Origin of the sequence: Flavobacterium sp. KBS0721 (assembly GCF_002007065.3) — a bacterium.
Taxonomy (GTDB): Bacteria; Bacteroidota; Bacteroidia; order Flavobacteriales; family Flavobacteriaceae; genus Flavobacterium; species Flavobacterium piscis.
This window is the reverse complement of sequence record NZ_CP042170.1, coordinates 4079017-4092130: the sequence shown is the minus strand read 5'-3', so window position 1 is coordinate 4092130 and position 13114 is coordinate 4079017. Positions and strand designations below refer to the sequence as shown.

Here is a 13114-nt window from a genome sequence, read left to right as displayed (position 1 = left end):
ATTATGCATAGACATTAAAAAGCCAAGCTTTCAAAAAATGATTATTTTGAAGGCTTGGCTTAATTCGTTTGTTATCTGTAAAAAGTATAGAGTTTATTAGTATCAAGGATAAATCATAAGGAAAACAAAAGCAAACAAGTTTACCAGAAGCACTACACCATAAACTATATTCGATTTTCCTTTGCTCAGCGACAACATTACGGTAAACACCGATAAAGCCAGCAGAACGATAGATTTTATATCAAGTCCCAGTATAATTGGCATATCCATCATGATACAAACTACTGCAACGCTGGGAATAGTTAAACCAATACTTGCCAAAGCAGAACCTAAAGCTAAATTGATACTGGTTTGAAGTCTGTTTTTTCTTGCAGCAATAATCGCAGCAATCGCCTCAGGAAGTAAAATTATCGCAGCAATCACAACTCCAACCAAAGTTTTTGGAAGGTGATAACTTACAATAATACTTTCGATAGTAGGAGATAATGTTTTTGCGAGTAAAACCACAATACCCAAACTTACGATCAGGAAAACAAGGCTTGTATAAAAAGTTTTATTATCAATTGCTATTGGCTCGACAACATCTTCGTTTTCGTCATCACCAACAGTTAGAAAATATTGTCTGTATCTGCTGGTTTGTGCAAACAGAAAAGAGCCATAAATAACAAGACATGCAATCGAAGCAAAAACAAGTTGTGGTAATGAATAATAAGATCCTTTTACACTTTCGGTAAAAGTAGGGAAGACGAGTGTAAATACGATAATCGAAACCAGTGAAACCAAACCAATAGTCACTGAAGAGACCGAAAAATTTTGTTCGTAATGTTTTAGTCCGCCAATTAAAAGGCAAAGGCCGATAATTCCATTTAAAATAAGCATTGTAGCAGCATAAACCGTATCTCGGGCTAAAGAAGCTGCTTCAGTTCCTTCTGATAACATTAGCGATACAATAATCGAAACTTCGATAACGGTTATAGATATGGCCAAAATAATGGTTCCGTAAGGTTCTCCAACTCTTTCTGCTATTACTTCTGAATGATGTACGGCCGACATAACGCTAAGGATAAGCAATATACTGGCAATAACCTGAAAAATGCTGCTGTTGTCTATGAGTCCGCTAAAAAAAAGAATCCAGGCAAGTGCCGGAATCATGATGGTCCACTGAAGTAATCTTTTCATATATAAATGTTTTCTGCCAATAATTTTTAATGTAAAAAATGACATTTTAATTTCCTGTAATATAGGGCTTTTTACCGCAAGTACCAAAAAACACTGGGACGTGTTCTTGAAAAACCGACTTATAATAATGGGAATTTCAGCTTCTGGAAGTCTTTTTTTCTAAAAATATGCAGTGCCATTTTTTTACAAAAACACAAATTTATAAACATGAAAAAACATTTACTTTTTTATATTTTTCTATTCTTAAATAGCTTTAGTATATCTGGCCAAACTAAAAATAAAATCACTGATTCTCTTTTGCGTAAAATGACGGATTCTATTTTCAGTAAACATTATCCTGCTGTTCATAGCGTGCTTATTTCAAAAGGCAATCAACTAGTTTATTAACAATATTTTAATGGCTATAAGAGAGATTCACTTCAGGATTCCCGTTCTTCTTTTAAATCAATAACAAGTTTGCTGGTTGGAATTGCTATTCACAAAGGATTCATAAACATGAAAACCAGTAAAAGTAAAATTGGATCTCTGAAACCAGATTATTATAGTTATTATCTGTCTTGTAAAGAATTGAAAAATAGAGATATAGCGAAAAATACACTCTTTGCATCCGGAAATGGAGGCCAGTATACTTTATAGTCGAAGATTTAAACTTAACAGTTGTTTTGAGCATGGAAACTACAGATCTTTTAAAGCAAAACCGGTTCCCAAAGTTCTATTTTATTGCCCTCTGCGTCCATAATATGTACAAATTTGCCGTAATCGTATGTTGCAATTTCATCAAGGACAGTTACACCGTTTTCTTTGAGCTGATTTACAAGGCCTTCAATATTCTGAACGCGATAATTAATCATAAAATCTTTTTTAGAAGGTGAGAAATAGTCATCTCCTTTTTTGAAAGGACTCCATTGCAGAGAAGTAACTTCTTCTGGTTTGTCAACATTTCTGGATTCAAAAGTCGAACCCCAGTCATTGACATCAAATCCTAAATTTTTAGCATACCATTCACGAGTTTCTTTCGGGTTTTCTGCAAAAAAGAAAATACCGCCAATTCCTGTTACTTTTGGTGTCTTATCATTTGAAGAGACGTTTGTTATGTTATTTGAATCCTGCATGATATCTGTTTTAATTTATACATCTGGTTTATCAAATTTAATCAATTAATTAAAATGAAATTCAGTACAACTATTTAGTTCAGGTTGCTCTGTAATTCACTTTTAAATTGTTCAACCAACTCATAAAATTGTTGTACAGATCTTAAATGCTGCTCTTTAGTCACATTATAATCAAATACTTCTTCCCAAATTATACTTTGTGGTTCAAATCCTAAAGTGTACGCTAAAATCATATTTGCCCATCCTGCAGTCGACTCAAAATAGCCCAACTTATTTGCAACCCAATCAAAAAAAGGTTCGTCTATATTTTCCGGAACAATTTTATTATCTATAAGTGCTTGATAATAGCCGGAAACAAATAATTTTATACTTTTAAGATTTACTTCTCCAGTCCACATGGCTGGTCTTTTTTCTATTTCTTTTAGTAATTGGTAACATTCTATAATCATAAAAGTATGTCATTAAAAAATTATTGATTTTACTCGAGTACTAACAAAAGGATTAGATTCACTTAAAAAAAGAAATTAATTAAGTTACAATTCTTTCGTCAATCTATCTAACTCTTTTAACAGCGTTGGAAATCTAAATTCCCCCGCCATACTCGCTATTTTATCAAAAGCTTTATCCAACTCAATTCCAATAGCAGTAATATACAATGGCTTTTTGCTATCGCCTCTAACTAAAGCTCGTTTGAGTTCTTCTATGGCTGCAAAATTTGTTTTAGCGACACCAATAATTGGGATTTTACTATTGAGTTTTTCGTATAAGCGGCCTCCCAAGCCGTATTTTTTTTCATCGTCTAAATACACAAAACCATCTACAATAATGGCTTCAATATTCGTTAAGTCAATTTTATCTAATAAACTGACAATACAAGGCAATTCTCTTTTATAAAATTCTCCCGGAATATATTCTTCGACATTTTCAATGATTTCGGTGTGAATTTTAAAATTTTTACTTTCATTCCACTCTTCAAATTCAAGGCAGACTGTTTTTGCTTTTCCATTATAATAATACGTATCAAAGGCTAATATCATTGTTTTTTAATTTGTTTTACATTGTGGTTTTAATCCATTATACACGCAACGATCCGCGAAAACCTCTGGCTGCATAATACGAATCAGCTCCGTTGTGATACACAAAAACAGTATTGTATCGAAAGTCCGAAAATAGAGCACCGCCTAACTTCCTGATATCAGAAGGAGTTGCAATCCAGCTCGAAGTTTTAGTGTCAAATTTACCCAGTTTCTGAAGTTCTTTGTATTCTTCTTCGTTAAGTATTTTAATTCCCATTTCTTCTGCCATATTTAGCGCACTGTCTTTGGGCTTGTTTTCTTTTCTTTTTTCTAAAGCTTCATGATCATAACATATACTTCTGCGGCCTTTAGGACTTTCTGCAGAACAATCATAAAAAACATATTCATCTGTATTTTCATCATAAGCAATAACATCCGGTTCACCTTCGGTTCTTTCCATTTCATCCAAAGACCATAATTTATCGGGATTGGCTTTCAGTTTTACGACTACTTTATTCCATTCTATACCGTTATGACGTTGCATATTTTTTTCAAAACGCACTTCTAAAACGCTAAGCAATTCTTCTTGCTGATCTATAGATAATTTATTTTTCATAACGTTTATTTTTATGATTGAACAGAAACAATTTTTCTTTCTAAAGGTCTGAAATACCATGACACAATCGTTAGTATAAGTAACAATATTGGCCCAAAAAGAGCAATAGGAGCATCTCCACAGGCTAAATGAGAAAAAATAGCCCCAGACATTACAAAAAAGAATCCTGCGTAAGCCCATTCTTTAAGTAAAGTAAATTTAGGAATTAATACCGCGAATACGCCTAATATTTTCCAAATTCCAATAATTGTTAAAAAATAGATCGGATAACCTAAATGATTCATCATTTCTACTTCTTCTTTCATTTTTATTAATTGTACTACGCCGGTTGATGTCATTCCCAATGCAAGCCAAAGAGTCGCAATCCAGTAAATGATTTTATTTCTTTTTGTCATGATCTTTTATTTTAATTTGCTTACGATATCTTGTAACCTGTTATGTGCCATATTAATGCCCTGCGCAAACGGCAGTTTTAGCATCTGGTCACGTAGATCAACTGATTTATAAATTACATGCATAGTCAATGTACTTGTTTCTTCAGAAATTGATTCAAAATCTAAAAATTCAAGCTGAGGGGCAAAAGGGGAGTTCTCCATTTCAAATGTTCGTATAATTCTCACGTTCGGGCTATATTCATGAATTACACCATTTGCCTTAAATACCACGTTGCCATGAGGATCACTTGTCTCAAATTCATATCCTCCATACTTTTTATTTTCGAGTTTAAGCACTTTTGTACTCATCCATTGTGCTACAATTTCAGGCTCGGTATAAGCTTTAAAAAGTAATTCTACCGGAAGATCAAACTCTCGTGTAATCACAAGATCCTGTTGACCCTCTTTGGCGCTAATTTTTGTTTTTAATTCCATAAGCCGTTTATTTTTTAGGTGTGTAATTTTTCATTAAAGCTTCTAATTTATTAAAGCGATCGTCCCACATTTGACGAAAAGGTTCAATAAAATCAGCTACTTCTTTCATCTTTTTGGCATTTGTGAGATAATAAATTTCCCTTCCGTTTTGGTACTGACTTAGCAATTCACATTCTGCAAGGATTTGAATGTGTTTTGAAATGGTCTGTCGAGACGAATCGAAATTTTCTGCTATTACACCGGGTGTCATGGCTTGTATTGCGACTAAACTTAATATTGCCCTGCGGGTAGGGTCGGCTATGGCCTGAAATACATCTCTACGAATTTCCATTGTGCAGTTATTTGACTGCAAATATAATGCAGTTATTTGACTGCGCAAAATGATTTATAAACTTTATTTACTAATAATCAGTCATTTACAAAAAAAAAAAAAAAAAAGCTCTAAAATCCTTAAACTTTAGAGCTTTTAAAAAATTGGTTTCATCAATTAGCATCGACAAACTTGAGTTCAAAAACCAAAAAACAGAATTAAAAAGCGAATTGAACTCATTTACAAAAGGTTAGCTTTCTCAATATTTATTTTTTCTAAAAATGATTCATCGTGAGAAACCACAATCAATGTTCCCTGATATTCGTTGATCGCGGCCGTCAGGATTTCAACATTCTGAATATCAAGATTATTTGTAGGTTCATCCAATATAATAATGTCCGGCGATTCGTTGCTAATTGTTAAACAACAAAGCATTAATCGCATTTTTTCGCCTCCGCTTAAAGTGCCGCAAGGTTTGTCCCAATATTCTTTATGGAACAAAAACCGATTCAACCTCATTTTGATCTCATGTTCTTCTAATCCTGCAACATTAAATTGTTGTGCCTGATCGTAAACTTTGAGTTCATTAGTAATAAGCGAATAATCCTGATCGATATAAACAGCTTTATTCTCTGCAATCCGCACACTACCTGATTTTGGGGATAGTTTACCTAAAATAATTTTAATAAGGGTCGTTTTACCGGATCCGTTCAGGCCGTTTATCGCAATTCTCTCACCGCTTGTTATGTCTAAACTTAAATCTTTCTTCCAGAGTAATTGATCGTTGTAACTAAAGTTAATGTCAGTTGCCTTAAAAAGAATTTTTCCTTTATGCAAACCCGAATCATCAAAACCAAATTTCATCTGATCAATATCCGGCAATGCCGAGCGTATTTCGCGTAATTCTTTCGAAATTCCGTCTATTTTTTCTACATGAACACTTTTGAGTTTCGACGAACTGTTTTCGGCATTATTACGCAATGTATTCATCATGATGCGGGCAACACCTGATTTTTCCTGTTTCTTTTTTCCGCGGGCATCCAGTTTTTGCTGCCTTTCCAGAGTTTCACGTTCTTTTTCTTTGGCTTTTCGCAGGGCTTTTTCCTTACTTTGAAGATCCTGGTTTAAGGCATGATTTTCAATTTCTTTTTGACTGGTATAAAAATCATAATTTCCGCCATAAATAGTAATACCTCGTTTGCTAAGTTCATAAACGGTGGGTAACAGATTAAGCAGTTTTCGATCATGACTCACAATAATCAAACTACTATTTGTAGTTACGATAAAATTGTAAAGCAATTCTCTGGTTGCCTTGTCAAGATGATTACTGGGTTCATCAAGCAAAACCAATTCAGGTTCATGAATCAAAATACCGGCCAGGAATACTTTTGTTTTTTGTCCTCCGCTTAAGTTTTCGATTTTTTCTGCTAAATCCAAATCAGATAATTGCCAATATTTTAAGGCATTATCGCAACGTTCCTCAATAGTCCAGTCATCGTTTAAGACAGTCAGATTTTCTTCTGATACATTGCCGTTCAGTATTTCCCGAAGAGCATTGAGTTTGTGATTAACACGTAAAGCTTCGGCAATTGTGAAATGATTGTATTGACCAAAAATTTGTGGAATATAATACGGATCAGAGTTAATTCTTAGCTCTCCGTTTGACGGCTGTAATTCTCCCGCTATGATTTTTAATAACGTCGATTTTCCAATTCCGTTAGCACCAATTAGCGCTATTTTTTCGTGATTATTTACTGTAAAACTAATATTGTCAAACAATAAATCATTGTTATTGTGTTTATATGAAATGTTCTGTAGAGTAAACATAATTTCTTTCTATAAAGATGAATAAATAGAGTAACCGCAATTGCCGTTTACTCTCTAAATTGCCTGAAAGAAATTATTTTTCACATAAATTATTAGTCTTATTTTAAGATTACAAAGATACGATTTGTCTTTAATTATAAAAACAGATTTTTTTTAAAAGAAAAAACCACACTAAATTATATTTCAGTATGGTTTTAAAAATGTTCTAAGTTCCGTAAAACTCAGCTTATATTTTTTTGAGGGTTATTTTCATCTCTTTGCTGTCTAATATCAGTTCTTCATCTGTTATAGTACTTTCACAAGGGTATGGGGTTCCTGTTTCATCTTTTATCACTAAACTCTTTCCGCCTTTTGTCAAAGCAAAAGTACCATCAGTTATTTCTCTTTGTAAATATCCCGTCACATGTCCGTCTTCAGTAAAAGTAAGCTGACCCTGAGTAAGAATAACATTTTTTAAAGAATCAGAAAGCGGCATTTTTGGTTCAACAGCGGTGATTTTCCAGGAGTTTACCAATTTATTGCGCCCTTTATGACATGAGACCATTAATACTGCCAATAATACAATTCCGAAGATAAATAATTTAGATTTTTTCATGATTTTGCAATTAAAGTTAGACCTCAGAAAATTACAAAAATATTTTTAATTAAAAATCTAAAAATCAAATATTTACAAATTAATCGGTAATTATACTTACAAAATTATATTTTTTGATTTATAATTTTAGTTTAATGACTCAGTGATGATTATGTTATTTAAGTTTTAAATTATCCGTATTTATCGTAAGAGGCGCATAGCAGTGCGTCTACTTCATGTGTAAGACGCAATGCTGTGCTTCCCTATGATAAGAATGATGTTATTAGAAAATTTGTGATCTGGCTTTTTTGAATTATACTAAGAACTTGAGATTGAAATTTTAAAAAAATCCGCGTAAATCCGTTCAATCCATAAAATCAGTGAGCAAAAACAAAATACTAAAAAAACCTTCTCCCAAAACCTTAGTATCTTAGAACCTTAGCCTCTCAGTAGCTTAAAAAAAAAATCTATTTCAAAGTCAAAGCTCCCAAAATCTCTTCGTACATAAAAGGTCCGCCGGGATATTTAGCCGTATAATCAAGATTCATCCAAATCTGACCGCGTTCATCAATATGATAATGAATCTTCTTTTTATAACTTTCTTTTACAAAGAGTACATTTTTGATTAAGTAATTTACTTTTTCCAGATCGATCGTAGTACCAATTAGAATTTCAGGATAAATATGACCTTTTGTATGAATTAGCCTTGGAGTGCCGCCAATAGAGCGAATTGCGGCGGCCATTAAGATAGAATGGTCATCACAATCACCCGAAAAATATTCTAAGGATTCGCTCGCCGTCGCGATATAATCGCCTTCTTTGGGATCGTTTACATAATTCCAACGGCTATTAATCTCTTTGAATACAGCAAAACACTGAATAATGGTTCTGTAATCAGAATATCCTTTTATGCCTTTAAAATGCTTTGTCGTAGCCATTATGGCAAAATTTCGAACCTTCGGATTTTGATATTCGATAGCATTGATAATCTTTGATTTATTAGGAAACGGAAGCAGCTTTGCCACAATAATATCCTGCGGAAAAGGATTATCAGACATGGTATAAATCATCGAATTATAATCTTCAGAAATTTCACTAAAGCCATAATTACCTATAACACTTCCGTAAATTAAAACCAATATATAAACCGCGATACATAAAATAATAATGGTTCGCAGGTACATTAACAAAAAGGAAATAGCAGCAAAAACAAATATGAAAATAAATACCCTGTCAAGATTAAAAGCCCATTCTAAATCGATCAGGTTTTGGTGCAGTATGATAAAAATCGGTATGGTAATCAAAAGACTCAACAGCATAATAATAATCCTGTCCCAGGGAGATTTCACCTGTAGTTTGGATTTTAATTGCGGAAAGTCAATTTTAGGGAATTTTATCATAAGAATTCAAAAGCAAGTATTTAAAGCGCTTTTACCGTTTCAACAAAAGTACTTTTTTTATCAATAATTCCCAGATCAAATAACTGATTTTGAATTTTAATGAATGCTTTTTCACTTAAATTCTTCTGAGACCATTGTGTCAGTTTTAGCCATTCCTGAATATCTTCAATTTTTTGATTGAAAAGCTCTGATAATGTTTTGTCTATATTTGGAATTTGAGTAAAATCGTGCGTTGTTTTGTTTATAATTTCTAATATTTTCTCGACAATTTTTGGGTTCTTTTTCAGGAATTCATCACGAACGGTAATTACAAATGACGGCCATGGAGTAGGGCAGTCGCCAACTCTTCTGAAAATTCCCTGATCTACAAGTGGTTTGGTCATAAAACGTTCCCACATAAAATAATCTGCAGTTCCTTTTGTCAGGGCTTCTACAGCTCCGTCGATGGTATTAATGATTTCAAATTGCAAATCATCTGTTTTCCAGCCATTCTCATGTGCGTTAACATACGCCATTAATTGCGATCCTGAACCTAATCTTGAAATGGCTACTTTTTTATCCTTAAGGTCTTTTACTGTATGAAAATCTGATTTTGCAGCAACATGAATTCCCCAGATCAAAGGTGATTGCACATAAATCTGAACAATTTTACTTGGATTTCCGGCAACGATATCTTTTACAATTCCTTCGGTTAAAATTACCGCAATATCCGCTTCGCCATCACGAAGCATCTGACACATTTTACCGGTTCCTTCAGGAATATTCTTCCATTGCAAATCAATGTTTTCTGCTTCAAATTCGCCATTTTCGATGCATAAATGCCATGGCAAATTGAAGTGTTCGGGAACACCAACAATTTTTACAGTTTTCATTTTAGTTAAGTTTAAGTTTGGTAAGCGTATTCTAAGTTTAGTTTTTTTAATCTTAATTATCTAATTTTTCAATAAATCTGTTCTGTGTTTTTCAGAGAGACAAGGTTCTGCAAATTCTATAATTGCCTGCGATTCGTACTCATCCAGTACACTTTTTACTAAAGAATAATCTGTGTTTCTCACAATTTCAACAGCAAAAAAAGTGTCATTCAAAACTTCAGTTATGCAATTCAGAGCTTTCAGTTTTTCTCTGATAATTGCCGCATCAAATTCTTTTTCCAGTACTAAAACCTGCACAATCGAATTTCCTGAGCTTTCTATTGTCTCTTTGTGCATGAATGTTTTCTCATTTTCATCATATTCAGCACGAAAAACATCATCGGTTGCAATCAAAGGCCCAAAAAACGGGATATTATCTAATTTAAAATACCCTTTCTCTAAATCTATAATTTCTGCCCACATTGTTTCTGAAACAATTTCTTCTAAGTAGGTACTGTAATATTTAAATAATATTTTTTTATGTGTGTCTTCTGCCATTTCTCTAATTATCTCATTTTCTAGTTGACTAATTCCCTAATTATTGCTGAGCCAATTTATTCAATGTATACGTAATCAATTCATCAACTGCTTTGTACGGATCTTCACTAAAAGTTCCGGTTGCACGGTTGGCAATAATAGCATTCAATGACAATGCTTTATGTCCTAAAAGTGCAGATAAACCATAAATTGCAGCAGTTTCCATCTCTAAGTTAGTAATTCTTTCGTCATTAAAACTAAAATTATCCATTTTACTGTTTAATTCTTCGTCTTGGATATTCAAACGCAATACACGTCCTTGTGGTCCGTAAAAACCTCCGGCAGTTGCTGTAATTCCTTTGAATATTTTATCCGACTCGATTATTTTTTCTAATGCTTCAGAACAAGCAATAGCATAAGGTCTTCCTTTTTTAATATCCCAATTAGTATGGTGTATAAAAGCATCTTCGATCGCTGCATTCGAAACTTCATCAATCAAATAGGAGCGAAGCATATTATCTAATCCTAACCCAAATTTAGACATTACAAAACTATCCACAGGAATATCAGCCTGCAAAGAACCTGAAGTTCCAATTCTGATAATATTCAAAGAAGTCAGCTCTTCTTTTGGCTGACGTGTTTTTAAATCGATGTTTACCAAAGCATCTAATTCATTCACCACAATATCAATATTGTCAGGACCAATTCCGGTTGACATTACAGATATTCTTTTGCCTTTATAAATTCCCGTTTGGGTTTTAAATTCTCTTTTTTGAGTAGAATATTCAATCGAATCAAAAAACTGAGTAATTTTTTCGACTCTGTTTTGGTCTCCAACAAAAATTATATCATTTGCTATATGCTCCGGAAGAAGGTTTAAGTGATAAACGCTTCCGTCTGGATTAAGTATTAATTCTGAATTTTGTATCATTTTTTTTTTGAGGTTCTAAGGTTCTGAGTGACTAAGGTTCTGAGGTTTTCTGTAGGGCGCAAACTTTTTTTGCCCACGGATTAGACGGATTAAACGGATTGTCACAGGTTTTTATTTTTAAGATTTTTTCTAAAACTTGCTTTTTATAAATCGGTTGGCTTATTCACTATCGCTTGGTTTAAAACTAGAAATCTAACAATTATAAGCCAAAGCTTTGCGTTCTTTGTGTTTTTATATAAAACTAACAGTTAAAATTCTTAGCGCTCTTTGCGGTTAAATTATCCACAATGCATTAATCTACAATCTAAAATCATAAATCTACAATTATCACCCTCCAACACGTTTTGTTTTAAATCCTTTTTCTTTTAAAATCGCCATTATTTTATCACGATAATCGCCTTGAATGATAATCGAAGCATCTTTAAAAGTGCCGCCAACACTTAATTTTGTTTTAATTTCTTTGGCCAAAATTTTAAAATCTTCGTCAGATCCTTCGTAACCTTCGATAATTGTGGTAGCTTTTCCTTTTCGTTTTTCGAATTTACAAATCATAGGCTCTTTTTGAATGTAAAGCACATGATCCTGTTCCTGAACTTCCTCCGGTTCATTAGATTCGATGTGATCCGGGAATAAGTTTTTTAATTGATCTTGTAAGTCCATAAATTTTTTATGCTAAAGAATAAATCCCAATTATATAATGTTTTTAAAAATTAAATTCCAAATTCCAATCAAAGTTTGGAATTTGGAATTTTTTAATATTTGGAATTTAAAAAGTTATTTTTTTATTAATCCCAAATCTACTAAACGTTCGTACAAATAGTCTCCCGCAGTAATATCTTCGAATTTTTTAGGATTCTCGGCATCAATACAATTTTCTAAACAATCCAGACGCATATCGCTAACAGGATGCATAAAAAACGGAATAGAATAACGTGAAGTTCCCCATAATTCTCTTGGTGGATTTACCACTTGGTGAATCGTTGATTTTAGTTTGTTGTTGGTATGTCTTGACAACATATCTCCCACATTAATAACCAATTGATCGTCTTCAGCGATAGCATCAATCCATTCGCCATCGTGATTCTGAACCTGTAATCCTTTACCCTGAGCTCCCATCAAAAGAGTAATCAGGTTAATATCTCCGTGAGCTGCTGCACGAATCGCGTTTTCCGGCTCAGAAGTAATTGGTGGATAATGAATTGGTCTTAAAATAGAGTTTCCTTCTTTTGCATATTGGTCAAAATAAAACTCATCTAAACCCAAATGCAAAGCCAAAGCTCTCAATACATAAACACCTGTTTTTTCAAGCATTTGATACGCTTCTTTACCTACAACATTAAAACGGGGTAATTCTTTTACTTCAACATTTTCAGGATATTCTGAAGCATACTTAGAAGCTGCATCAACATACTGACCAAAATGCCAGAATTCTTTCAAATCTCCTTCTTTACGTCCTTTGGCATGTTCTTTCCCAAAAGACACATAACCTCTTTGCCCGCCAATTCCGGGAATCTCATAATTATGCTTAGTTTCTACTGGCAAAGCGAAAAATTTTCTAATTTCGCTATAAAGCTCGTCTACTAACTGATCATCTAAAAAATGACCTTTTAGGGCTACGAAGCCAATGTTTTCAAATGCACTGCCGATTTCATTTACAAATTTTTGTTTACGTTTCGGGTCGTCCGAAAGGAAATCACGTAAGTCTACACTAGGAATGTTTTGCATACTTTACATTTTTATTTATAGGATAAAAGGTGGTATTAAAGCCTTTCAGTAACAAAGGTAGAGAATATTTTAGATTTGAATTTTAAAAGTTATATTAAAATTAAAAAATTATAACAAAAACAAATAAAATTGTTATAATTTTCTATATTTGAAACACTAAAACCAAG

Annotated in this window: 16 protein-coding genes; all 16 read right to left on the bottom strand. The window is 33.1% G+C overall.

The features are described 5' to 3' along the window. Positions 1-102 precede the first annotated feature (102 nt). Positions 103-1179 carry a calcium:proton antiporter gene (locus tag B0M43_RS17615; protein WP_065450308.1) on the bottom strand — a complete coding sequence of 359 codons (1077 nt, stop codon included), beginning with the start codon at positions 1177-1179 and terminating at the stop codon, positions 103-105. Between the two features lie 686 nt (positions 1180-1865). Beyond that, entirely contained in the window at positions 1866-2291 is a 426-nt protein-coding gene (locus B0M43_RS17610) for a VOC family protein (protein WP_078007087.1), read from the bottom strand. A 74-nt stretch (positions 2292-2365) separates the two neighbouring features. Further along, positions 2366-2740 (bottom strand): hypothetical protein, encoded by a 375-nt coding sequence (locus B0M43_RS17605; protein WP_078007088.1) that lies wholly within the window; start codon positions 2738-2740, stop codon positions 2366-2368. Between the two features lie 84 nt (positions 2741-2824). Next, positions 2825-3328, bottom strand: coding sequence for an endonuclease V (locus tag B0M43_RS17600; protein ID WP_078007089.1), 504 nt, complete (start codon positions 3326-3328; stop codon positions 2825-2827). A 37-nt stretch (positions 3329-3365) separates the two neighbouring features. Next, positions 3366-3923: a DUF4256 domain-containing protein gene (locus tag B0M43_RS17595; RefSeq protein ID WP_123921796.1), complete on the bottom strand. Its 558-nt coding sequence runs from the start codon at positions 3921-3923 to the stop codon at positions 3366-3368. Between the two features lie 11 nt (positions 3924-3934). Further along, positions 3935-4318, bottom strand: coding sequence for a DoxX family protein (locus B0M43_RS17590; RefSeq protein WP_078007090.1), 384 nt, complete (start codon positions 4316-4318; stop codon positions 3935-3937). A gap of 6 nt (positions 4319-4324) precedes the next feature. Next, positions 4325-4792, bottom strand: coding sequence for an SRPBCC domain-containing protein (locus tag B0M43_RS17585; RefSeq protein WP_078007091.1), 468 nt, complete (start codon positions 4790-4792; stop codon positions 4325-4327). 7 nt (positions 4793-4799) lie between these two features. Then, positions 4800-5123, bottom strand: coding sequence for a helix-turn-helix transcriptional regulator (locus B0M43_RS17580; RefSeq protein ID WP_078007092.1), 324 nt, complete (start codon positions 5121-5123; stop codon positions 4800-4802). A 219-nt stretch (positions 5124-5342) separates the two neighbouring features. Beyond that, positions 5343-6929, bottom strand: coding sequence for a ribosomal protection-like ABC-F family protein (abc-f, locus tag B0M43_RS17575; RefSeq protein ID WP_078007093.1), 1587 nt, complete (start codon positions 6927-6929; stop codon positions 5343-5345). A 226-nt stretch (positions 6930-7155) separates the two neighbouring features. Then, a complete protein-coding gene (locus B0M43_RS17570; protein WP_065450179.1) occupies positions 7156-7524 on the bottom strand; it encodes a hypothetical protein in 369 nt (122 codons plus the stop codon). A gap of 446 nt (positions 7525-7970) precedes the next feature. Beyond that, positions 7971-8903: a transglutaminase gene (locus tag B0M43_RS17565; RefSeq protein ID WP_065450178.1), complete on the bottom strand. Its 933-nt coding sequence runs from the start codon at positions 8901-8903 to the stop codon at positions 7971-7973. A 20-nt stretch (positions 8904-8923) separates the two neighbouring features. Next, the gene (locus tag B0M43_RS17560; protein ID WP_065450177.1) at positions 8924-9775 is read right to left on the bottom strand and encodes a substrate-binding domain-containing protein; all 852 of its coding nucleotides are present in this window, start codon (positions 9773-9775) and stop codon (positions 8924-8926) included. A gap of 60 nt (positions 9776-9835) precedes the next feature. Further along, on the bottom strand, positions 9836-10312 hold the full coding sequence (locus B0M43_RS17555) for a DUF4265 domain-containing protein (RefSeq protein ID WP_078007094.1): 477 nt from the start codon (positions 10310-10312) through the stop codon (positions 9836-9838). Between the two features lie 40 nt (positions 10313-10352). Beyond that, the gene (locus B0M43_RS17550) at positions 10353-11222 is read right to left on the bottom strand and encodes a nucleoside phosphorylase (RefSeq protein ID WP_078007095.1); all 870 of its coding nucleotides are present in this window, start codon (positions 11220-11222) and stop codon (positions 10353-10355) included. Positions 11223-11549: 327 nt separating this feature from the next. Continuing rightward, positions 11550-11882, bottom strand: coding sequence for a translation initiation factor (locus B0M43_RS17545; RefSeq protein ID WP_065450175.1), 333 nt, complete (start codon positions 11880-11882; stop codon positions 11550-11552). A gap of 114 nt (positions 11883-11996) precedes the next feature. Beyond that, the gene (locus tag B0M43_RS17540; RefSeq protein ID WP_065450174.1) at positions 11997-12947 is read right to left on the bottom strand and encodes an isopenicillin N synthase family oxygenase; all 951 of its coding nucleotides are present in this window, start codon (positions 12945-12947) and stop codon (positions 11997-11999) included. Positions 12948-13114 lie beyond the last annotated feature (167 nt).